The organism is Gemella sp. 27098_8_149 (assembly GCF_041433745.1).
In the GTDB taxonomy this organism is placed as follows: Bacteria; Bacillota; Bacilli; order Staphylococcales; family Gemellaceae; genus Gemella.
In genome coordinates this window covers 1-23259 of the sequence record NZ_JAPWCB010000015.1, presented here as the reverse complement: position 1 = coordinate 23259, position 23259 = coordinate 1, and the positions used below count along the sequence as shown (strand labels likewise).

Genomic DNA, 23259 nt, shown 5'->3' with positions numbered 1-23259 from the left:
GCAATACCTTCTATTTAACTTTTTCAATAAAAATTTTAGATATAATATTAGCTAAAACTACTGATCCTATGATTATCGCTATCGCCACTCCTTCAAAGTTACTAAATAATATAGCTATAATTCCAAGTAAAACTGTAGTTATCAACATAACTATCATTAATAATTTCTTAAAACTTTTTATTTTAATATTATCATCAACTGGTAGTATACTATGCCATATATTGTTACTCATCTGTTTATATAAAGGAACTAGTTGAATAATCGTTAAATAACTATAAGATATTATAGCTACTGCACTTACATAAGGATTTTTGAAACTGAAAATTATTAATCCAGCTAATAACATAAGCCTCAATGCTAAATAAACAGTGTTTTCTTGTCTCAGGAAAACTCTATAATAATAATACTTAAAACTATTTTCTTTATTAAAGTTGGCTTTAGTTAATTTAGGTAGAAGCACATCAAAGTATTTTCTTCTTGCAACTTTTACACCACTTAACGGAACATCTACAAACATATTCACAAATTTCAAGTAGCTTTCCATACGATGTTTATCATATTCAGCCGCTTCATTCCACTTCACTATATATTTTCCTTGGTCTTCTTTACTACCTACATTTCGAGAATTTTTAAGAATAAGATATGTAGCAAAAGCAAGTGCAACAATCCCTGCTAAATCAATTATAAGTACGTACGTATTAACTACAAACACTGAAATAATTTGAATGAATATTACAAAAAACTGTAAAATCTTAACCCAAATAATTTCCTTATAATGTATAACCTGAAAGTATTTTAATAAATTATTTAATAAAATAACCAGAATCAGCATGAAAATAGCTAGTTTATCTACAGTTCCGATAATACTCGTAATAGGTTTTACCGCGAAATAAAAGATAACAAATGCTACAATATGTACTAATGTTATATTAATAACTGTTTTTTTACCAACATTTTTATAGTACTTCTCTAATGGAAGTAAGAATACAGCATCTGCTTCTTTAATGTACGTTTTTATTTTTGTACTAACTAAAAAATAACTGAATGCGACAGCAGCTGCAATAAGTACTGAATATAATTCAAACTGACTAGCAATGGCAATCCATTTCGAGTAATTGATAAGCGCTGCTCCTAACACTATAATAAGAAACATAATTAGGTGCGAATTAAAAATATACTTACTATAGGTTAGTTTTAACTCCTGCTCTTTCTTGCGTCTATCCGCAAAGATATTCTCAATATTACTCATTACTATCTCTCACTGTTAATGATAGATAAATTTCATCTAAAGACGCACCTGCCATATTAAATTCGGCCCTTAGTTGTTCTAGATTACCATTCGCTAGAATTTTTCCTTCGTGAATAATAACAAAGTTGTCACAATATTTTTCTGCTGTAGCTAGTATGTGTGTAGACATCAGTAAACTAGCTCCATTATCTCTTCTTTCACACATCAAATTAATTAAGTCATTAATTGCAATCGGATCAAGTCCTAAAAACGGCTCATCAATTATATATAAACTCGGTTCTACTAAAAAGGCACAGATAATCATTACTTTTTGTTTCATTCCTTTTGAGAAATGAACTGGGAAAAATTTCTTCTTATCACTAAGTTTAAATAATTTTAATAACCTATCTGCTTCTTCCCAAGTGTCATTCATATCTAATCCATATGCCATAGCTGTTAAATTTATATGCTCTTCTAGTGTTAGTTCTTCATATAGAACTGGTGATTCAGGAATATAACTAATACTCTTTCTATATTTTTCATTATCACTTGTTATTGTAATTTCATTAACTTTGATTTCACCTTCCATAGGTCTTAGTAAGCCCAATATATGCTTAATTGTAGTACTTTTCCCTGCTCCATTAAGACCTATTAAAGCAGTTATACTACCCTTTGGTATCTGGATATTAATTTTATCGATTATTTTCCTACGATTATATCCCCCACCAAGATTACTAATTTCTAAAACATTAGTCATTACGATTATCTCCTCTTTTTAACTTTTCTATAATTTCATCAATTTGTTGAAATGTGTCTTCTTTACTATAACTATTATTTATAACAAAATCACCTAATGATGCTTTTTCCCGTGGACTCATTTGACTTTCTATACGCTTCAGAGCCTCTTCTTTTGATAAAGAGTTACGCGTCATTAATCTTTCTAATTGTACATCTTCATCTACATAGACAACCACAACTTTTTCTACCAAGTCTACAAAATTAGCTTCAAATAGTAATGCTATATCTAAAAAGACCAGATTTTCATCTTTATGTTCTTCTTGTAATTTTAAAATTAATTCTTTAATTTTAGGATGAATAATACTATTTAAGATTTTTAAATTGTCATCATTTCCAAAAACTAACTTACCTAATTTTTCTCGACTTATTTCATTATTTTCTAAAATCTCATCACTGAATTTTTCAGCTAGTTTTCTCTTTACATCATTGCTAGTAAGTGCAACATGTCCAAGTTTATCAGCATCAATAATGGTATACCCCTTAGCTATCAAATAGTCTGATACAGTACTTTTTCCACATGCTATACTACCTGTAATTCCAATATTCAAATTATCATCTCCAATAAATTACTTAAATACAATTTTATCATAAACTGCAAGCATTTACCATAGTTTAAAAACTATTCAATTCTATAATATATATACTTCAATATTAATAAACTGTAAAAGAAAAAGATTAACAAGCTTATTGCTCATTAACCTTTTTTAACTTTTTACCCTTTATATGGATGTATATCCATTTCTTCTAGTTTAACAAATTTTTTCTTCGTTACTAATTTAAATACTAAATACATTACTACACCAACAGCCGGACAAACTAAGTTATACGACATTTTTACAAAACCACCTGTTGCGTAATCAGCTACTAATTGTAGTAATATTATTGTTGCAAAAGAAAATAGTGCAATGTATGATCCTACAACACCTGTTTTAGATGTGTAAGGAAGAACATCTTCAGCTTTTCTTCCTTGTTTCACAATCGCTCTTCTCAAACGAATTTGAGATATTAGAGAAACCATCCAAATTATCATTACTATAATACCTACCATAGAAAGTAGCATGTAGTAACCACTTGGATTTAATCTTTCAAAAATGAAACATAAAACCATAAACGCCGCTGAGAAAGTTAACGCAAATACTGGTACTGAATTTGTATTTAATTTTTTAAATGCTTTAGGACCGTAATTATGTGAACTTAATGAAAATAGCTGTCTACTAGAAACATACATACCTGAATTTGCTGCTGATAAAACTGATGTTAAAATTACAGCATTCATAATAACTGCCGCCACTTCTAAACCAATATTTTGGAATACAATTGTGAATGGAGAGGCTGTTACATTATTTGTGTCTAATAATCTTGGATCATTTGCTGACACTATTGAAGAAATTATTAACATTGTAGCTATGTAAAATATTAATATTCTCCAGAAAACTTGTCTAACTGCTTTAGGCATTGTTTCTTTAGGATTTGGAGATTCTCCTGCTGTAACTGCTACAACTTCTGTTCCTCCAAACGAGAATGCTGCAGTTGAAAGAACACCAAATAATCCCAACACACCTGCGCTACTTGTTTTTTCTCCATTTTGAATAAATGTATGAATACCAGCTTCACTATTTCCAGTAGCTCCAAAGATGATTGCAGCTCCTACTATTAAAAATTCGACAACTGTCATAACTTTTATTATTGTTATCCAATATTCAACTTCACCAAATACTTTAACACTTACTAAGTTTAATAAATATAAAAATACTAAAAAAACAATACAAATCGAAAATGTTGAAAATTGTCTAAAGAATTCCCAGTAATGTAATATTTTCGATAATGTTATTATATCAACACTTGCTACTAAAATCCACAGTATCCAGAACAACCAACCAACTCCAAATCCTACTCCTGGATCTATAAATCTAGTTGCATATGCCCCGAATGAACCTGAAACTGGATAAAATGTCGCCAATTCTCCTATAGAAGCCATTAAAAAGTAAATAATAACTCCAATTAATGCATAAGTTAAAACTGCTCCGTAAGAACCTGCTTTACTAACTACCGCTCCACTTGCCATAAATAATCCGGTACCTATACATCCACCTATAGCTATCATACTAATATGACGAGCTTGCAGTTTTCTTTCCATCTTTGAATCTGTCATATTTTTCATCCTTTCGTTAATTAATTATATAAGTATAGATTATACAAGATTTAATACAATTTGTAAATAAATTTTCAGACTTTTTTCAATAATTTTTTCAATTTTTTATTTTTATCCTTTAATCTTATAATTTTTGAAAATGATATCACTTATCATCTACAAAAATTTATTTTTATATTTTAAAATATAATATATTTATTAAAATGCTTATAAATATATTATTTTACATCAGTTAATTATGAGATATTTATTATATATTTTATATAAATTTATTTTTAAGGTATCCTTTTAAGAACTATATAGAAAACATTTACAGAAATATTCTTTGTGGTATAATTTTTGTATAAAAATATATTAGATATATTAATGTTAGGAGGCATTATTATGACAACATTTTACAACGAAGCTAGGGAATTTGCAAAAAAATATATAGATCCTATTGCAAAAGAAATAGACGAACAAGAAAGATTTCCTGAAGAAGTATTTAAAGAATTAGGAAAAGCAGGATATTTCAAACTTATGATTCCAACTGAACTAGGTGGATTAGGAAAAGATATGCAAGAACATGCAGATGCTTGCCGTGCTTTTGCTAAATCAAGCGCTACAGTAGGTCTATGTTATATGATGCATAATGTTGCACTAAACTGTGTTCTCTCTTATGCTGACGATAATCTAAAATCAAAAATTTGTAAAGATATAGTCGAAAACGAGAAATTTATGGCACTTGCATACAGCGAATTAGGAACTGGGACACATTTCTACATCTCAGATGTAAAAACTAAATTTAAAGATAATTCAGTAGTATTTAATGGACTAAAAAGTATGGTGACTTCTGCAGAATTTGCATCTTATTATCTTGTTCTTACTCCTTCAGATGTTGAAGGTGGAATTGACAACTGGGTATTCCCTCTAGATAGCGATGGTCTAGAATTCAAATCATCTACTTGGCATGGTCTAGGAATGCGTGGTAATGTTTCTTGCCAAATGGCAATTAACGATGTTGAATTAAATAAAGAACTACGTATTGGTCAAGCTGGATCAGGAGTTGACCAAGTATTCACTATTGTAGCAACATACTTCATCACAGGACTCGCTGCTGTCTACAGTGGCCTTTGCGAAGCAATACTAGAAGAAGCTGTCGCACATACTACTAATAGAAAATATCCTGATGGAAAATCTCTAAGCGAAATTGAAACAGTACAAATTCATCTTGCTAAAATCTATAGCCAAACTAATGCAGCAGTTCTTGGAACAAACGAAGCAGCCCGTAGTTTCTTAAATAAAGATGCTGATATGCTAGCTAAAATCTTATCAGCTAGAATTTTTGCTAGTGAAGCTGCTATTGAATTAGCTCGTCTTGGTATGCGTGTTGGTGGTGGTAAAGCATATAACCGTGTTGGAAATATGGAACGCTATCTAAGAGATGCATTCGCAAGTCATATTATGGCACCTAGTGTTGACGTGCTTACTATCTGGTTAGGTAAAGCCATCACAGGTCAACAATTACCATAGAATTTAACTATAAGTTTTAATAGTTTGTATTTTCATAATATGTAGTAATATCCATATTATAGTTATATTGATATATAAATTCAGATCATATTTAAGGGGCTATTTATAATATTATTTGCTATTTGAGTATTTACAACTTTAAATAGTTCCTTTTTCTTAAGGAGAACATTATGAATAATTTTTATAAAGATGCTAAAGAATTTGCTATAGCTAATATTGAACCATATGCTAAAGAAACAGATAATAATGGAGAATTCCCTAAAGTAATATTTGAAAAAATTAAAAATGCTGGTTATCTTAGTCTTTTAATCCCTAAAGAGTTTGGTGGTAAAGGACTAACTCTTGTAGAACACGAATCAGTATGTAGAGCATTCTCTGAATACTCTTCATCGGTTGGCTTATGCTATATGATGCATAATGTTGGATTAGTAACAATTTTAGATCATGGTAGTGATAAATTAAAAAAAGAAATTTGTGAAGCTATTGTAGATAATAAAAAAATGCTAGCATTGGCATACAGCGAGAGTGGAACTGGTACTAATTTTATGAATACAACAGAAATAACTGTTGATTATCAGAAAGACTTTGCAATATTTAATGGTAAGAAAAGTATGGTCACATCTGGTAATTATGCGGATTACTATGTAACTTTAGTTCCGTATAAAACTACTGGCGAAACTGAACAATGGCTATTCCCTCTTGATTCTAATGGACTAATTTTTGCTGAAAATACCTGGAATGGTTTAGGTATGCGTTCAAATGTCTCATGTGAAATGCATATGAATAATCTTAAACTAGATTATCATTATAGAATCGGAGCTGAAGGCAAAGGAAATGAACAGGCTCAAAGTCCTGTTCCATTCTTTATCAATGGGCTTGCTGCGGTTTACAGTGGACTTAGTCAAGCAATTCTAGATGAAGCTGTTAATCACACAACAAATAGAAAATATCCTGATGGTAAATCTTTAAGCGATATAGAAACTGTTCAATTACATTTAGCAGAAATCTTTAAAAATACAAAAGCATCTATCTTATTATCTAAAAACGCTGCAGAAAGCTTTGTTAATGGTGAAGAAGATGCATTCCTTAATATTGTATCAGCAAGAGCATTCTCTTGCGATAAAGTAATTGAGAATGCAAGACTTGGTATGCGTTTAGGCGGTGGTAAGGCTTATAATTGTCACGGAAATATGGAGCGATTCTTACGTGACTCATTAGCAGGACAAGTTATGGCACCCGGTCTTGACTTCTTAAATATTTTAACCGGCCAATTATTAACAAACAAATAAATAAATTAATGAAATGAGGTATATTATTATGACAAAATTAAAAGTTGGAGCTGTTATTTATGATCCTAAAGTTACTGTAATTTGGGGAATTATTGCAAAATTTTTTGAAGATGAAAACTTCCCTATCGAACCAGTTTATTACAAAGATTACAAAGGTCAAGTTGACGGTTTATTAGCTAAAGAAATTGATGTAGCTTGGAATTCTCCTTTAGCATGGTTAGATACTCATCTACGCACTAACGGAACTGCATTAAATGGTTCTATGCGTGATACTGACCGCGATCGTAGTTCATATTTAGTAGTAAAAGCTAATAGCAACATTAACTCTATTCAAGACTTAAGAAATAAAACAATAGGTTTCGGTGCAATTGATTCACCACAAGCCAGATTAATTCCTATTAATCACCTTCACAAACATGGTTTAGAATTTGGTAAAGATTATATTGAAAAACGATTTGATATCGGTGTTGGGCTTCACGGTGACCATGTCGGTGGAGAACTTGATTCAGCAATTGCTTTAAAAAATGATGAAGTAGCTGCTACCTGGATGTTAGATTTAAACTATAATGCATGGATTGCAGATGGAACTCTAGATGAAAATCAGGTGAAAGTTTTATCAAAAACAGATTTCTTTGACCACTGTATCTTCTCAGGACATCCAGAATTAGACGCAGCTCGTTTTGAAAAATTTATAGAAGTATTACACAAAATGGATTACAATAATCCTGAGCATAAAGAAATGATGGATATGGAAGGGTTAAAAGAATGGATTTCTGGTCGTACTTCTGGATTTAAACAACTTACTGAAGCCAATGAATATTTAGATTTTTTTAAAGAGTTTCATGGTGAATAATTATGACTAATTCATCTTTCTTAGTTTCTCTTCTTGGCAGTATGCCTCGTAGTAAAAAACTATTAACCGCAAAACGAAAATTAAATAAAGGAAATATCGACTTAAAAACATATCAAGAAATCCTAGATGAAGAAACAAAATATGTAGTTGAACTTCAAGAAAATAATTATATTGATATAATAACTAGCGGTGAGCTAAATCGTGATAATTATGTTTCATTTATTGCTGAACGTTTGGACGGTGTTACAATGATGAGTATGGCTGATATGTTTGATTATATTGAGGACAAACAAGGTTTTGAACAAATACTAGAAATATTAGACGTTCCTGCAATTAGTATAAAAAATGCAATTTGTACAGGAAAAGTAAAATATAATAAACCTCTGGTAGCTGATGAAATGATTGAACTAAAAAAATTAACCGATAAGAAAATCAAAGCAACATTACCAGGTCCTTATTTAATAACTAGGTCCATGTGGTTACCTGCTCTATCGAAACAATATTACGATAGCAAAGATTCTCTAGGAGAAGACATAATTAAAGTATTAAAAGAAGAAATTGATTCATTAGCAAAAATAGGCATAGATGTTATTCAATTTGATGAGCCTGTATTAACCGAAGTGGTATTTTCTGAAGGTAAGACAAGATCTTTTATGTGCGCAGCATTATCTGAGAAAAAAGATCCTACTGAAGAATTAAAATTTGCTACTAAATTAATTAAATCTGTAATTGATTATGCCAAAGAAAAAGAAATATTAGTTTCTCTTCATGTATGTCGTGGTAATTGGAGTCGTGATGAAAGTATTCTACTTACTGGACCTTATACTCCCCTACTTCCATTATTCGAAGAAACTCTTCCTAATATACTTACATTAGAGTTTTCTACTCCTCGTGCTGGAGAAATATCTTCATTATTCAGTAGTACTTTAATAAGGGATAATTGTATACTAGGATTAGGTGTTATGAATCCAAGAACAGACGATATAGAACCATTAGAAGATATCCTAAATCGTGTAGAAGAAGTAATGCAATATATTCCTAAAGAAAGAATTTGGTTAAATCCTGACTGTGGTTTTGCTACATTTGCTAATAGACCCGTAAGTACGATGGAGATAATAGATAGAAAATTAGCTCGTCTAAATGAGGCTAAAAACACATTGAGGCAGTTATATGACTAATTTATACGAATCAAATAATTATGATCTTAGTTTTAGAGGAATTTTATCTAATAATAATTTTAAATTATATACCAATAATGAGACTATTTTAGTTTCAAGTGATATTAACTTTGATATTAATTCAGATTATAGGAGTAGTATAAACTATTTAGCTTCTTCAATACTTGGTGGTATAGCCCATACCATAATTAAAGAAAGTAAACATTCTGATATAGATATTGAAGAACTTGAAGGGAAAATTCATCTAGTACTAAAAAATCCTTTAACTCTATTGAATGTTAGAGGTTATAATGAAGAACCAAAAATTGATAGTTGTATAATCACATATTATTTATATGCAGATATTGATGAAAATAATCTTATAGAGTTTTGTAATTCATCACTAAATAAATCCTTTATTTACAATACACTAAAAAATGCAATCAATTTTAAAGTAAAATTTATTCTAATTGATTAGAGCAAACAGGGAGTTATACAAAATCGTACTCTTAGACAAATTGATTTTGTATAACTCCCTAATGTTTTCATTTATCCATTTTTTATGCTCTTCTTTCCCATTAAGTAGAGCATAAAAAAAGAAAAAATCGAGCAATCTCGATTTTTTCTTTTTTTTTTTCATTTATTAGATTTCTCTTCTTGTTCTTCTTCTTGGACGTGGGTACATTTCTTGTTCTACTTCGTTTTTACCGTATCCACTTGTGAATGAGCTAGCTTCTGGTTGAGCTGGACGTTGTGCTAAGATATCTCTTTCAACACTCACTCCATCTTCTTCGAATCCAGTAGCGATTACTGTAACGATGATTTCATCAGTTTTTTCTAGCTCTTCGTTAAATACTGTACCGAAGATCATGTTTACTTCATCGTCACTAGCTTCTTGAACGATACTTGCAGCTGCTTGAGCTTCAAATAAACTTAATGATGGTCCACCAGTGATGTTTAATAACACACCTTTTGCTCCAACGATTGAAGTTTCTAGTAATGGAGATGAAATAGCTTTTTTAGCTGCTTCGATAGCTCTGTTTTCACCTGAAGCTACACCGATACCCATTAATGCTGAACCTTGGTCAGCCATGATAGCTTTAACATCAGCGAAGTCAAGGTTAACTGTACCAGATACGTTAATTAAGTCAGAAATACCTTGTACCCCTTGACGTAATACGTTATCTGCTTCAACGAATGCTTGCATCATTGGAGTAGATTTATCAACGATATCTAATAATCTATCGTTAGGAATAACGATAAGTGTATCTACTGCACCTTTAAGTGAGTTAATTCCTGCTGTAGATTGTACTTGACGTTTTTTACCTTCAAAGTTGAATGGACGAGTAACAACACCTACTGTTAATGCTCCTAATTCTTTAGCAATACCTGCTACGATTGGAGCGGCACCAGTACCAGTTCCTCCACCCATACCAGAAGTAACAAATACCATGTCTGCTCCTTCTAGTGCTTCTTCAATTTTATCTTTAGTTTCTTCAGCTGCTTTACGTCCTACTTCTGGGTTAGCTCCAGCTCCAAGACCTTTAGTTAATTTTTCACCGATTTGAATTCTTACGTCTGCTTTAGAACGTTTTAATGCTTGAGCATCTGTGTTTACTGCGATAAACTCTACATTTTGAATTCCACTTTCTACCATTCGGTCAACGGCGTTACCACCACCGCCACCAACACCTACTACTTTAATTACTGCTGATTGATCAAATTCTTCAAACATTCTTTATTTCCTCCTGATTGTTATTCAAAAAACGAATTATACATTTTAGTTATTTTATCAAAGAAGTTTTTCTCTTCTTTTTCTTTATCTTTTTTCTCTTCTTCGTAATATACTTCTTCTTCCTCTTCTGCATGAGGTTCAGTAATTACGGGCGTTTCAACTTTTGAATTGCTTACTGAAATTTCTTCTACTGCAGAAACATTTTCAAATGTTGAATTTGTATTTTTTACTGTTGGCACTTCATCAGTTACTTGATATCCGAATAATGACTCAATTTTATAACTACTAGTCAATGTTCCAACAACTACTGAAAGTTCTGGAGAATTAGCTCCAATAATTTTCGGAGATCCAATTCTAACATTCATTTTTCTTAGCATATCTTTAGCTAAGTCTAATACTCCTGGCATTAGTGTTGTTCCACCAGTAAGTACTACATTCCCTTTTACTCTATTTATTCCAGCTTTTCTAAGAACATCAAATGAACGTAAGATTATTTCTTCTACTATTTCTTCAATATAATCTGCAAGTTCTTTTTGAGTATATGGTTCTTCATCTGGCTCTAGATTATCTAATTCAATAATTACTTGTGGTGATGCTAAATCATAAAATGCATGTCCTTGCGTTACTTTTATTTCTTCAGCACGCTTCAATGGAACATTTAGTACATCTGAAATAGTACGAGTAATATCCTCACCAGCTAATTCAATTGATTGCGATAATTGAAGAATACCATCTTCAAAATAACTCACTGTTGTTAGACCAGCACCAATATCAATTATTACCGAACCGTAATCCTTCTCTTCATCATTAAGTAATAATTCACCTAATGCATGTGAAGTACAAAAAGTCTCATTACAATCTAAACGTAAATTTTCAATACTTTTATAAATTGTATGAAGATGAGTTTTAGAAGTTAAAACTCTATTCCCTGTCACTTCAAATGTATTATGAACAGTCATCCCTTTCGGTTTTCTAATATTTTCAATATCATCAAGGCGATAGTAATCTGGAATTACTTGAACCACTTCTCTTTCACGTGGCAATGGTAGTATTTTTGCTTCTTCTATTACTTCTTCGATATCTCTACCATCAATATCGTGCTTTGTATCAAATTTAATTTCCGCTACACTTTTTTTAATATGAGTGTGTATACTTGGAACTGCTACATATAATGATCTTATGTCTTTATTAGCTTCACTTTTTGCAATATCAATTGCTTTTTGAATATCTCTAGATGCTGACTCTACATCAATAATGTTACCACGTTTAATAGATGTAGTCTTTACGATTCCGACTCCGAGTATATTCAATTTCTCATATACTACATCTGCTATAATCACTTTTATACTAGATGATCCCAGATCTATTGAAGTATATAATTGTGAACTCAAGTCAAACACTCCTTCCTTTTAAAACTTTGTTATTATAATAAAATTGTAAATACACACATATTTTATTTACACATACTAAATTATAACATAAAAATTAAAAAAAAAATATGCAAAACTCCAAAAAAAATTAAATTTTATTAAAATATTTTCAATTTGTAATATATAATATAACTTTTTTAATTTTATATAATTTTTGAATAAAAAAAGTATCCAAAATACAAAATTTTGGATACTTTTTTTACTATTCATTTTTGTTATTATTTACTGATTGTTGTTTGGTATTTTTGATATTTTTAGTGGTTGTTGTTTTGGAATTTGTAGTAGAATTTTCAGTTTTGTTATTTTTTTCTACTGCTTCTGTCTCTTCTGATTCTTCCTTGTTAGATTTTGATGATTTATCATCTTTTAGCCCCTGACGCGCAAGCAATTGTTTAATACTATCATTTCTTCTTTTTTCTGTCTTTGGCGTTTCTAAATATGCACCATTTATCAGATTTAAAGTTGTATTATTTTTATCTTCAATATATTTTGATATTTCATCATAATAATTTAATTTATCAGAAAAGCTTGCTCTTAGCGCTTTTACTTTTTGACCATCCTTCATATATATAGTGACATTGTCACCCTCTTCATTTATAATTTCAGATATCTGAAGTCTAACTTCTTCTTTTAAATTATTTAAATTCTTATATATCTCATCTAACTTATCACTGTCATCTTTAAAATTTTCTAGAATTGGCAAATTATAATTATTTCTTATTTTTCCAGAGTATGGCTTACCATTTTCCATAATTATCTCTATACTACCATCTTCTTTTTTATTTTGTGCAATAAAATTATATTCCTCAACTTTTACCTTAATGGTAGACGGTAATTTTGACTGCACAGAAACAGATTTAAATATTTCGAATCTCGATTGAATGTTTTTTTGAATTTCTTCATCTTTTATAGACCAAGTTCTTAGATTATTATTTATGTTACCCGCTTCTAGTATCTCTTCTTTAGTAATTTGATTATTACCTTCAACATCTATTGTTTTTAGTTTTAAATAATTACTAAATAATAATGTAAATACTGCTATCACAATTAAAAATAAAGTTACTATGAATATTAATTCTCTTCTTTTTTTTCTTTTAATTTTTTCTAATGAGCTTCGTCTCTTCTCATTATTCATTTTTGTTAGTAACTTTTGATTCTTCTTGTTCATGGTTATTAATCCTCTTGACTAATCTTCTCAAACGTCGCTATAAATTCATCGCCACGATCTTCGAAACATCTATATTGATCCCACGATGCACATGCTGGCGATAGTAAAACTATATCTCCACTTTTTGCAAGTTTATTTGCGAAAACTGTTGCATCATCTACTTTTTTCGCCTTATGACATTCTACTCCATTAGCAGATGCCAGATCAAATAGTATCTCTTTACTTTCACCAACAACAACCATTGCTTTAATTCTTGGGAAGAATGGAACTAATTCTTTGAAGTCAATTCCTCTATCTTTTCCACCACACACTAGTATTATATTATTTTCAAATCCAGAAAGTGCAGTAGTAGTAGCTACTGGATTAGTAGCTTTTGAGTCATTATAAAACTTCACTCCATTATGTTCTCCAACAAATTGTAATCTATGTTTTACTCCACTAAAACTATAAAGTACCTTACGAATTGTCTCAATCGGTGCACCTTTTATGTAAGATATTAATGCTGCATTTATTGCATTTTCTACATTATGCATACCTGGAAGTGACATTTTTGTTATATCGAATAATTCTATGTCTTTATAGATTACCATATTGTTTTTTACAAACACATCTGCTTCTGAATTTTCTTTCGTATCGTAAAGAATTACTTGTGAATTTATTTCATTTAATTCATACTTTTCAACTTCTTTTATATTTAAAACTAGTATATCATCTTTTGTTTGGTTTTTATAAATATTTCTTTTAGCATTTCTATAATTTTCTACACTTCCATGATAATCTAAGTGCCCAATCCCTAGGTTTGTTATAGCCGCCACAGACGGTCTAAAGTATTTAGTTCCTTGTAATTGGAATGACGATACTTCAGTTACTATTAGAGCATTAGGATGATTGTATGCAACTTCGATTGATGGATAACCGATATTTCCGGCTAAAAAAACATCTTTATTAGCTTCTTTTAGTATATCAAACGTCATTTGTGTAGTTGTAGTTTTTCCATTAGTACCCGTAATTGCTACCATATCAATATTAAATAGTGTATTAGCTAATTCTATCTCAGTTATAATATCAATATTTTTTTCAATTGCTCTTTGTAAAAACTCAATTTCATATTTTATCCCTGGATTTTTAACAATCAAGTCTATACTATCTAATAGTTCTAATGGGTGACCACCATCAACAATCTTAACACCTAAGTTTTTTAATTCAATAGCTTTTTCATCACTACTTAAATCATCAAATGCATTTAATATTACATCGTAACCTAGTTTATTTAAGATTTTTGCTGTTGAATAACCGCTTCTAGCAAATCCTAATACTAATATTCTTTTATCTTCTAAATTTATCATTTTATATTACTCCTACAAAATACCCTATAGCTGAAGAAATAACGGCTATAACAACAAAAATGTATACTGTTTTTACTTCACCATAACCTGATAATTCAAAATGGTGATGTAATGGTGACATTTTAAAAATTCTTTTACCAGTTTTCTTAAAGTACGCTACTTGAATAATCACTGATAGTGTTTCTAATATATATACTAAACCAATAAATAAAAATGCTACTTCTTTATGTAAGATTACTGAAATTGCTGCTAAGATTCCACCTAGAGCTAAAGATCCAGTATCTCCCATAAATATTTTCGCTGGATTTCTATTAAATAAAAGAAATCCAAAAAGTGCTCCAACTATTGTTAAACAAAATACTAATACAGGGAAGTTATTTTCTTTATATGCTAATAAAGCAAATGTACTAGTTGTAATAATTGTTACGCTAGTAGCTAGTCCATCTAATCCATCTGTTAAATTTACTGCATTAGAAAAACCAGTTTGCCAAAATACTAAGAAAATTATATAGAAATATGAAATATTTAAATTATAATCAAATACTGGAATATGTATATAATTAACATCTTTGTAAATAAAAGTTACTAATATATAAAATATTACAGAAAATAGTATTTGTAACATTAATTTTTTTCTTGGTGCTAATCCATCATTTTTCTTTTTCACTACGATTAACATATCATCTATATATCCTATTATTGAGAAAGATATTGTAGTATAAATGAACAGTATATAGTATTGTATATTCGGACTATCTAAAAACATAGCAACTATAAGTGAAATAACTATCGCAATTATAAAAGAAATACCTCCCATAGTAGGTGTTCCTTTTTTATGCATATGACTTTGTGGCCCTTCTTCTCTGATTGCTTGGCCAAACTTTAGTACATGTAAATATTTTATTAATCTAGGTAGCATTAGTACAGTTAGTAAAAATGCTACCCCTAATAACGATATAGCCACCGTTATACTTGAATTACTCATTTCGTTCTCCTAACCAAATTTTATTTTTATCTTTTCCCCTTTTTTCACAAATCTTTGTGCTGGAATAGATTGTTGTTTAGCAAATCCATTCCCTTCGGTTTCAATATCTAATCCAGATAATTTAGCGTAGTTAAGTACGTCTACTTTTGACCATCCTGTAAAGTTAGGTGTAATAATATTTTCATCTGAGACTAATAAAAATACTCTCTCTCCTTGTTTTATTACATTCCCTGCTGAAGGATATTGGCCAATAACATTAGTTCCACTTCCAATTGTTATTATATTTTTAGTTTTTTGTTGTAAATTAACAATTGTAGTTTCAACATTCTCACCTACAAGATTATCCATTTGATAACTTTGAATTGTGTTGTTATCATTTGATTTCTTAACATTTAAATAGTTAAGAGTATTTTCCATTATTGGTTTAAATATTTCAGAGGCAGCATTAGCACTACTTGCTCCTAATTCTTTCGAAGGTAATTTCATACCAACATATAGAATAACTTGTGGATCTTCACTAGGTGCATATCCTATAAATGAGTGCAGTACTTTATATGGGCTCTTATAATATGTTCCTGTTTTCGGATCTACTACCTCTGCTGTACCAGTTTTACCAGATGTACTATAATTTTCTACAGCATATCTTTTACCACCTTGCGCCCAAGTTCCGTTTACAACACCATATAATTCTTCTTTCATTATATCAGCTGTATGTTTTGAAATTGGATTTCCAACAACAGTTCTTTTCCCAATATTAACATCTTTGTCAATCGTTTTATCGTGAATTCTTTGTAAGAAATATGGTGATAACATCTGTCCATCATTTAAAATTGCTGTTTCCGCTTGAACCATTTGCATTGCAGTCACCGTACTACCTTGACCAAATACTGTTGTTGAAGCTGAAACTTTATTATTAAATACTAGATCTCCCGTTGCTTCATTACTATATAATGAATTCGTGCTCTTTCCAAATCCAAAGTTTTCTAAACCTGCTTTTAATTTTTCAGTTCCTAATTCATTTAATAAAGTTAACATTAAAGTATTTGAAGATTGTTGGAAACCATGACGTTGAGTAATTGTACCCCAACCAATTTTATTCCAGTCGAAAATTGTAGCATCTTCTACTTGATATGATCCCGATCTATAATAACTATCTGGTTTATATATGTTATTTTCTGCCATGATTGACATTGTGAATGTTTTTAAAGTTGAACCTGGTTCATAAGCTGAGTTATAGAAAATATTTGACCAAGCACTTGCAAGATTTTCTTGAGTGTTAGGGTTAAATGCTGGTGTTTGTCCTAATCCTAATATTTCTCCTGTCTTAGGACTGACCGCGATTGCAAACGCACTTTCTGGTTCATACTTATCTTGAATATCTTTTAAAGTATTATCAATAAAACCTTGAATATTTTTATCAATTGTTAAATATATATCCGCTCCATCAACTGGATTGATTTCAACTTTAGGTATATTAGAAACAACTTTCCCCCATGCATCTTTCGCATAAGTAATATGTCCTTCTTTTCCTCTTAAATAATAATCAAAGGTTTTCTCAACTCCTAAGCGTCCTGTTATTAAATCACTATCAGGTGAATTTTGTGCAAATCCTAAAAAGTTACCAAGCATACTTCCATTTGGATAATATCTTTTTGTCGTCGCTATAAATTCAATTCCTGGTAGTTTTAGCTCTTCTATTTTTTTCTTATCTTCTACGCTTATATCTTTACCTGCAGTTCCAAATTCTACCTGATAGACTCCTTGTTTACCAAGTATATTTTTTATCTTACTTTTATCTAATTTTATAAACTTAGATAACTCCTCTGCAGTTTTGTCAATATCTACAACATGTCGTGGATTAGTTTCATCTTCTGTAGCTTTATCTGATACTACTGCTACTAATTTATAGGATTCTATATTATCAGCTAGTATATTACCATTTCTATCGTAGATTTTTCCACGATTAGGTTGTAAACTACTATCAATTTTATATTTTTTATCTGCTAATTCTGAAAGGTTATGTCCCCTTACAGTTCCAATTAGCATCATTTGACCTATATTTAATATTAATATCCATACAAAGAAAAAAACAAAAATTAGAAAAAATACAATTTTTGTTCTTTCTCGAGAGATATAATCTTTTCTTTCTAAACTTCTTCTATCTTCTAAAAACTTTAAAGTTAATATTTTCTTAAAAAGTTTTATCAATTATCTCACTACCTTTATACTATCTTTTTGAGTTTTCATTCCTACCGTCTCAGCAATTTTTTTAACTCTTTCGTAAGATGATAGATTGTTTATCATAACTTTTTGTTCATTATTATTTTTTTGTTTTTCTGATATTACAATATCATTTTTTTGTTGAGCACTTCGTAGTGAATAAATCTCTCCTTTATAGTTTAACATAACTACGTTAGCAAGTAAAATAACTCCTACAAAAACTCCATACGCAGTTTTTTCTAGTAAATTAAACTTTACTTTCTCTTGTACTTTTCTTACTCCATATTCACGACTATATACCTTTAGTGTAGCCATTTTCTTTCCTCCCCTCTATTTCGTCTGAACTTGTGCAACTCTTAATTTTGCACTTCTTGATCTATTATTTTCTTCTAATTCAATATCACTAGGATATATAGGTTTTCTTGTTATTACTTTTAATTTAGATAAACTTTCTTCTGGCATAACAGGAAGATTTTTCGGAATATCTTTAGATTTAGAATAAGAATTAAATATTTGTTTACAAATTCTATCTTCTAGAGAATGGAAGGTAATTACAGATATTCTTCCACCTACACTAACGATATCTATTGCTTGTTCTAGCGAATCTTCGAATACTGATAATTCATTATTTACAGCAATACGAATTGCTTGGAATACTCTTTTTGCTGGATGCCCACCAGTTCTTCTTTTAGCAGCAGGGATAGATTCTTTTATAATTTCTACTAATTCAAAAGTAGTTTCTATAGGTTTTTGCTCACGTTTTTTTTCAATATTTCTAGCTATTTGTTTAGAGAAATTTTCTTCTCCATAGCGATAAAATATTTTTACTAAATCATGATAACTATATTCATTAACCACTTCGTATGCACTAATTTTTGCATCAGTATCCATACGCATGTCCAATCTTGTATCATAGTTATAACTAAAACCTCTTTCGGGTGTATCTAATTGTGGTGAAGAGACTCCTAAATCATAAAGAACTCCATCCACTTCGTTTACACCATGCTCTGCTAATTTTTCTTTTAAATTAACAAAATTAGATTTAATAAAGACAACTTTATCACTGTATTCAGCTAATTTTTCTTTGGCATTTTCTAATGCAACATTATCTTGATCAAATGCATATAGTTTACCATTTTTTAATCGCTTTAAAATTTCTAAACTATGCCCTGCTCCACCAAGAGTACAGTCTACATATATACCATCTTCTTTTATATCTAAGCCTTCTACAGCTTCATTTAATAATACACTATAATGTTTAAACATTTTCATCCATCCTAAAAATCAAAATCTTCTAATTCTTCTGCTATTTCTTCTACGCTAGCTTCACTTTCAACAAGTAAATCTTCCCAGCGAGTCTTATCCCATATTTCTATCCTATTTGATAAACCATTTACAACACACTCTTTATCTAAAAAAGCGTGCTCTATAAGGGCGTTTGGAATATTAATTCTTCCTTGTTTATCTATTTCAACTTCAGTGGCTCCAGAAAAGAAGAAACGTTGGAAAGTACGAGCATTTTTCTTAGTGATAGGTAGTGATTTAATCTTACTTTCCACCTTTTGCCACTCTTGTAGTGAATAGCCAAATAAACAAGAGTCTAGACCTCTTGTGATAATAAATTTTTCACCTAGTTCATCTCTGAACTTTATTGGAATACTAAGCCTTCCTTTGGCATCCATTTTATTATTGTATTGACCAATAAACACTACTTCTCACCACCTTACTTTTATAATTTACCACATTTCCCCACTTTTTTCCACTAATTTCTAAAAAAAAATGAATTTTTTTGAATTTTTTACCATAAAAAAAAGACTATGCATTTATAAAGTTTTTACTTTATAAATGCATAGTCTTTTTAATTATGATATTCTCTTTCATTCTCACCATCTAAAAAGTGAGAAGCACTTAAAGAATGTATTCTTTCTGCTATTCTTAAAGCCTTTGTATTATCCACTAATGTTCTTCCATTAGATAACAATTCTGCTAAATCATCTATACTTAAATTAGATGAGAAAAATGTTGGTAATTTTTCTGCTTCTCTATGATTAATAATTGGGCCAAGCACCTCATCACGAATAAACTCCGTAATATTTTCAGCACCTATATCGTCAATGATAAGAATTTCTTCATCTCTTATAAGATCAATATATAAATCATAACTGTTATTACTAATCTTTGATTTTATTTTTCTAATAAATTCAGGGTAGTATAAAATTGCTGGTTCTTTACCATTCTGTTTGAAGTAATTATAAATACACCCCATCAAATATGTCTTTCCAGTTCCTGTTGGTCCATATATATAAGCACCTCTTGTACTTTTCTTATTAAGAATACTCATACAAGTGTTGATAATTTCTATTGCTAATTTAGCTTTCTTAGTATTTTTTGATAAGTTATCAAAAGTATATGTTAATACTCTCTTTGGAATAAATTCCGTCTTGATTCTATTCGATATTTTTTGATTTTCAACTCTTTGTTTATATTCATCAGTCTCTTGATAAACTATATTAACCTCTTTATCACTACAAACCAATTTTGGCCTATGTTCAATATTTAATAATTTATCTTTTGAGATATAAAATTGATAGAATTTTTCAAGGTTTACTTCTATATCACTATTAGAAAAATTATTATCTCGAATAAACTTGACTATTTCAGCATCACTAAGTACTTTTTCAGATATAAACTTCTTAAATGAAGTTTCTGTATTACTTGATACTATGTTCGACAATTTTCTCATTATACATCCCCCTTATTATATAATACTTTCATCATATCTTTAAAAGTATCCTCATCTTCTTTCGTCACTACTCTATCTTCTTCCTTCTTAGTTTGATTAAAATTATTTTTCCTATTTTGTAAATATTCAGGAAACGGAGCATGATTTGATTTTCGATTATTTGAATAAGTTCTTTGCGGACTCTTATTAGTGCTTATAGCTTTAGTTTTTTGATTTCTATTAGATCTGACAAAATCAATAGCATCTTTAGCACCAAATAATTTTTGAGCACTCCATGTACTTGCTATTTTATCTATATAGTTTATATGTGGTATTGAATTATTACCACTTTGCTTAATCGAATACTCTAATAATATATTTAGTACACCTGTAGGAAAATTATACTTACTTTGTAACTCTTCAATATTTTTAGCATCTATTTTAGAGAGTACTATTCCTACCTGCTTATTTAAATATTCTACAAAATTAGTGTTATCAACTTCTCTAGCGAATTTTTCATCTTCAGTTAGCTGCTCTTCTTTTTTAGCAACAAGATTTTTGTTTACCATACGATCAAGAGTCGGAACTTCTTGTTTTCTAACATTAACATTTAGTTGTGCAATATAATCACTAAGAATATTAATATTAATCTCGCTAGCTCCATTAGAAATTTCTATAGATTTTTCTATAGCACTAGACATATCTTCTGGAGACATTTTATAAATATGTGCTAAACCTAAAATTTTGTTTTTCACTTCTGGATTCGATATTACATCTGTTAAGTAACTATTAGCTAAATAAAAATTTAATTTATCAAAATCAAAGAAATATTCATCAAAATTTGGCCCATTAACACTTTTACTTGTTATATAGTCAAAGCTGAAATCATTTAAGTTTTCTAGACGGAAAACATCAGAAAACTTCGCCGAAATATCTTCAAAACTCTTAAAGCTTACTTTATCTAAAGAATAATAATTTACCAACTCAGAATAATTATTAGCACCCAATGTGTTCTCTAATAATTTTGCAAGAACTGGTGTATTAAAGAACTCTTCAAAACTTAATGCTTCTTTAATTTTATATATAAATTGCCCAATACCATTATTATCAATATACAGTGTCTGAATTAAGCCCAAAGCTTCTAATTTTTTTCTTGCAATTAAGAACTTATTATCTGATAAACCTAGATTATCGAGTATATCATAATGCAGATAACTTTTAGACAGATTTTTATCACTAAGCATCTTACTTCCAAAAAATGTATATAGACTAATTGCATCATTACCAAGTAATGGTAAATATAAGTTATGTAACTCTTTTAAACGTTTAGATGTATCAAAATCATTATAGACACAATAATAATCCTTAACTGAAAACTTATTATTCATGATTATCATCCATTACTTCAATAATGATTTGAGTATACTCTAATGCATATATAAAATTCTGATTATAGTCGTACTTGATTTTATCATCATTTCGAAGTGGTGCAAAGAAAGATTTTACTAAAATAGGATAGATATTATCTAACAGTAATTTTGCGTTATCATTTTCGTAAAGTGCTCTTAGAAAATTGAATACTTTATATACACAGTCAAGAAATTCTTCTTTATTAGGAGTACTAATATTAGTATGACTATCGATAATAGTTGAGAAACTAAGAATATTCTTCTTATCATTTTTTGTTACAAAAGTTCTTAAATCCTCAATAAGCTTATACATGTAATCAAAGAATATATCATGATTCTCTAAATAGTCATCATTAATAATATTAGATTCATTTTTTAATAACAACTTATTGATATTATAGTCAGTAACAAATAGGTAGATCTTATAAAGATCAGAAAATTCAACATCACTTAACTTCAAATAATCATGAACAATACTATTCAAACTCTTACCTTCTTTATAAATATTATAAATAGTATTTAGCCAAATAAACTCATCAAGATTTTCTTTTTCAATCAGTGTAATTAGGTAATTATTAAAATTATACTGATGTTCATCTTCAAAAATTATAGAAATTCTACTTTCAATTCTAGTAAGTATTAAGTTAAATTCTTTTTCTAATTCATTATTAAAATTATCATCATCAAAATCTAATTTTAACGATGCTTTTATACGCTTAAACTCATCATAACTATTATCTAAATTATCAATTCTTTCTTGATATACCTCATTATATCCAGGCTTTTGTGAATGATAATAGTTTTCTATAGCCTTATTAAATTCTAATACTTTTCCTAAGATTTTAATATATGCAACTTTTATATTCTTATTATTAGATATATTATTAATTAATTTTAACGCACTTAAAATGTCTTTCTTATTTTCACTAGTTAACACTAATGTTTTCTCATCTTCTAAATAAAACATTTCCTAAACCTCCAAAAAAATATTACTACTTTATGATACTCTATTTTAAAAATAAAATCAAAATATATGTAAGAATTATATAAAAAAAGAACCTTCCAAAAGGAAGGCTCTCACTGTTGCCTGGCAACGTTCTAGTCTCACAGGGCGTAAGCCCAACTACATTCGACGCTAAAGAGCTTAACTTCTGTGTTCGGTATGGGTACAGGTGTGTCCTCTTCGCTATCGCCACCAGACGAAAACTTCATATACATATTATATCATCTATTCTCTATTTGTCAACAGTTACTT

21 protein-coding genes and 1 rRNA gene are annotated in these 23259 nt (G+C 29.5%); 5 read left to right on the top strand and 17 right to left on the bottom strand.

Translation table 11 applies throughout. The annotated features are described in order from the left end of the window. Positions 1–10 precede the first annotated feature (10 nt). The 4 genes from O3801_RS06840 to O3801_RS06825 form a co-directional block, all read right to left on the bottom strand. Complete coding sequence (locus tag O3801_RS06840; protein WP_371454487.1) at positions 11–1249, bottom strand: ABC transporter permease; 1239 nt, start codon at positions 1247–1249, stop codon at positions 11–13. Then, positions 1242–1985 carry an ABC transporter ATP-binding protein gene (locus tag O3801_RS06835; RefSeq protein WP_371454486.1) on the bottom strand — a complete coding sequence of 248 codons (744 nt, stop codon included), beginning with the start codon at positions 1983–1985 and terminating at the stop codon, positions 1242–1244. The genes O3801_RS06840 and O3801_RS06835 overlap by 8 nt, the downstream gene beginning before the upstream one ends. Continuing rightward, positions 1978–2574, bottom strand: coding sequence for a dephospho-CoA kinase (coaE, locus tag O3801_RS06830; protein ID WP_294682369.1), 597 nt, complete (start codon positions 2572–2574; stop codon positions 1978–1980). Before coaE ends, O3801_RS06835 begins: the two co-directional genes overlap by 8 nt. Positions 2575–2738: 164 nt before the next feature. Then, positions 2739–4178, bottom strand: a complete 1440-nt coding sequence (locus O3801_RS06825) for an amino acid permease (RefSeq protein WP_371454485.1) — start codon at positions 4176–4178, stop codon at positions 2739–2741. Positions 4179–4562: 384 nt separating this feature from the next. Here O3801_RS06825 and O3801_RS06820 point away from each other — a divergent pair, with 384 nt between their 5' ends. The 5 genes from O3801_RS06820 to O3801_RS06800 all read left to right on the top strand — a co-directional run bounded on the left by O3801_RS06820 (position 4563) and on the right by O3801_RS06800 (position 9467). Next, on the top strand, positions 4563–5690 hold the full coding sequence (locus O3801_RS06820) for an acyl-CoA dehydrogenase family protein (protein WP_294682373.1): 1128 nt from the start codon (positions 4563–4565) through the stop codon (positions 5688–5690). Between the two features lie 170 nt (positions 5691–5860). Further along, positions 5861–6979 (top strand): acyl-CoA dehydrogenase family protein, encoded by a 1119-nt coding sequence (locus O3801_RS06815; RefSeq protein ID WP_294682375.1) that lies wholly within the window; start codon positions 5861–5863, stop codon positions 6977–6979. 28 nt (positions 6980–7007) lie between these two features. Next, complete coding sequence (locus tag O3801_RS06810; RefSeq protein ID WP_294682378.1) at positions 7008–7832, top strand: phosphate/phosphite/phosphonate ABC transporter substrate-binding protein; 825 nt, start codon at positions 7008–7010, stop codon at positions 7830–7832. Between the two features lie 2 nt (positions 7833–7834). Continuing rightward, complete coding sequence (locus O3801_RS06805) at positions 7835–9010, top strand: cobalamin-independent methionine synthase II family protein (protein WP_294682380.1); 1176 nt, start codon at positions 7835–7837, stop codon at positions 9008–9010. Further along, positions 9003–9467, top strand: a complete 465-nt coding sequence (locus O3801_RS06800) for an OsmC family protein (protein WP_294682382.1) — start codon at positions 9003–9005, stop codon at positions 9465–9467. The genes O3801_RS06805 and O3801_RS06800 overlap by 8 nt, the downstream gene beginning before the upstream one ends. Before the next feature lie 165 nt (positions 9468–9632). Here O3801_RS06800 and ftsZ read toward each other — a convergent pair whose 3' ends face one another. The 13 genes from ftsZ to rrf all read right to left on the bottom strand — a co-directional run bounded on the left by ftsZ (position 9633) and on the right by rrf (position 23204). Next, positions 9633–10724 (bottom strand): cell division protein FtsZ, encoded by a 1092-nt coding sequence (ftsZ, locus tag O3801_RS06795; protein ID WP_003143912.1) that lies wholly within the window; start codon positions 10722–10724, stop codon positions 9633–9635. A gap of 20 nt (positions 10725–10744) precedes the next feature. After that, positions 10745–12124 carry a cell division protein FtsA gene (ftsA, locus tag O3801_RS06790; protein WP_371454484.1) on the bottom strand — a complete coding sequence of 460 codons (1380 nt, stop codon included), beginning with the start codon at positions 12122–12124 and terminating at the stop codon, positions 10745–10747. Positions 12125–12356: 232 nt separating this feature from the next. Then, positions 12357–13322: a cell division protein FtsQ/DivIB gene (locus O3801_RS06785; RefSeq protein ID WP_371454483.1), complete on the bottom strand. Its 966-nt coding sequence runs from the start codon at positions 13320–13322 to the stop codon at positions 12357–12359. Between the two features lie 5 nt (positions 13323–13327). Continuing rightward, positions 13328–14668 carry a UDP-N-acetylmuramoyl-L-alanine--D-glutamate ligase gene (gene murD / locus O3801_RS06780; RefSeq protein WP_371454482.1) on the bottom strand — a complete coding sequence of 447 codons (1341 nt, stop codon included), beginning with the start codon at positions 14666–14668 and terminating at the stop codon, positions 13328–13330. A 1-nt stretch (position 14669) separates the two neighbouring features. Further along, the gene (mraY, locus tag O3801_RS06775) at positions 14670–15653 is read right to left on the bottom strand and encodes a phospho-N-acetylmuramoyl-pentapeptide-transferase (RefSeq protein ID WP_371454481.1); all 984 of its coding nucleotides are present in this window, start codon (positions 15651–15653) and stop codon (positions 14670–14672) included. A gap of 9 nt (positions 15654–15662) precedes the next feature. Further along, on the bottom strand, positions 15663–17861 hold the full coding sequence (locus O3801_RS06770) for a penicillin-binding transpeptidase domain-containing protein (RefSeq protein ID WP_371454480.1): 2199 nt from the start codon (positions 17859–17861) through the stop codon (positions 15663–15665). After that, the gene (locus O3801_RS06765) at positions 17862–18188 is read right to left on the bottom strand and encodes a hypothetical protein (RefSeq protein WP_003143925.1); all 327 of its coding nucleotides are present in this window, start codon (positions 18186–18188) and stop codon (positions 17862–17864) included. A 15-nt stretch (positions 18189–18203) separates the two neighbouring features. Continuing rightward, a complete protein-coding gene (gene rsmH, locus O3801_RS06760) occupies positions 18204–19139 on the bottom strand; it encodes a 16S rRNA (cytosine(1402)-N(4))-methyltransferase RsmH (protein WP_371454479.1) in 936 nt (311 codons plus the stop codon). 11 nt (positions 19140–19150) lie between these two features. Continuing rightward, positions 19151–19582: a division/cell wall cluster transcriptional repressor MraZ gene (gene mraZ, locus O3801_RS06755; protein ID WP_003143916.1), complete on the bottom strand. Its 432-nt coding sequence runs from the start codon at positions 19580–19582 to the stop codon at positions 19151–19153. Between the two features lie 149 nt (positions 19583–19731). Continuing rightward, the gene (gene dnaI, locus O3801_RS06750; RefSeq protein WP_371454478.1) at positions 19732–20616 is read right to left on the bottom strand and encodes a primosomal protein DnaI; all 885 of its coding nucleotides are present in this window, start codon (positions 20614–20616) and stop codon (positions 19732–19734) included. Beyond that, the gene (locus tag O3801_RS06745) at positions 20616–21983 is read right to left on the bottom strand and encodes a replication initiation and membrane attachment family protein (RefSeq protein ID WP_371454477.1); all 1368 of its coding nucleotides are present in this window, start codon (positions 21981–21983) and stop codon (positions 20616–20618) included. Before O3801_RS06745 ends, dnaI begins: the two co-directional genes overlap by 1 nt. Continuing rightward, positions 21976–22971, bottom strand: coding sequence for a hypothetical protein (locus O3801_RS06740; RefSeq protein WP_371454476.1), 996 nt, complete (start codon positions 22969–22971; stop codon positions 21976–21978). The genes O3801_RS06745 and O3801_RS06740 overlap by 8 nt, the downstream gene beginning before the upstream one ends. A 118-nt stretch (positions 22972–23089) precedes the next feature. Next, positions 23090–23204, bottom strand: a 5S ribosomal RNA gene (rrf, locus tag O3801_RS06735). Positions 23205–23259: the final 55 nt, after the last annotated feature.

Bases quoted from the DNA above. Each gene is read 5' to 3' on its own strand.
- O3801_RS06840 (WP_371454487.1), bottom strand. From the start codon at position 1,249: ATGAGTAATATTGAGAATATCTTTGCGGATAGACGCAAGAAAGAGCAG.
- O3801_RS06835 (WP_371454486.1), bottom strand. From the start codon at position 1,985: ATGACTAATGTTTTAGAAATTAGTAATCTTGGTGGGGGATATAATCGT.
- O3801_RS06825 (WP_371454485.1), bottom strand. From the start codon at position 4,178: ATGACAGATTCAAAGATGGAAAGAAAACTGCAAGCTCGTCATATTAGT.
- O3801_RS06820 (WP_294682373.1), top strand. From the start codon at position 4,563: ATGACAACATTTTACAACGAAGCTAGGGAATTTGCAAAAAAATATATA.
- O3801_RS06815 (WP_294682375.1), top strand. From the start codon at position 5,861: ATGAATAATTTTTATAAAGATGCTAAAGAATTTGCTATAGCTAATATT.
- O3801_RS06810 (WP_294682378.1), top strand. From the start codon at position 7,008: ATGACAAAATTAAAAGTTGGAGCTGTTATTTATGATCCTAAAGTTACT.
- O3801_RS06805 (WP_294682380.1), top strand. From the start codon at position 7,835: ATGACTAATTCATCTTTCTTAGTTTCTCTTCTTGGCAGTATGCCTCGT.
- O3801_RS06800 (WP_294682382.1), top strand. From the start codon at position 9,003: ATGACTAATTTATACGAATCAAATAATTATGATCTTAGTTTTAGAGGA.
- ftsZ (WP_003143912.1), bottom strand. From the start codon at position 10,724: ATGTTTGAAGAATTTGATCAATCAGCAGTAATTAAAGTAGTAGGTGTT.
- O3801_RS06785 (WP_371454483.1), bottom strand. From the start codon at position 13,322: ATGAACAAGAAGAATCAAAAGTTACTAACAAAAATGAATAATGAGAAG.
- murD (WP_371454482.1), bottom strand. From the start codon at position 14,668: ATGATAAATTTAGAAGATAAAAGAATATTAGTATTAGGATTTGCTAGA.
- mraY (WP_371454481.1), bottom strand. From the start codon at position 15,653: ATGAGTAATTCAAGTATAACGGTGGCTATATCGTTATTAGGGGTAGCA.
- O3801_RS06765 (WP_003143925.1), bottom strand. From the start codon at position 18,188: ATGGCTACACTAAAGGTATATAGTCGTGAATATGGAGTAAGAAAAGTA.
- rsmH (WP_371454479.1), bottom strand. From the start codon at position 19,139: ATGTTTAAACATTATAGTGTATTATTAAATGAAGCTGTAGAAGGCTTA.
- dnaI (WP_371454478.1), bottom strand. From the start codon at position 20,616: ATGAGAAAATTGTCGAACATAGTATCAAGTAATACAGAAACTTCATTT.
- O3801_RS06745 (WP_371454477.1), bottom strand. From the start codon at position 21,983: ATGAATAATAAGTTTTCAGTTAAGGATTATTATTGTGTCTATAATGAT.
- O3801_RS06740 (WP_371454476.1), bottom strand. From the start codon at position 22,971: ATGTTTTATTTAGAAGATGAGAAAACATTAGTGTTAACTAGTGAAAAT.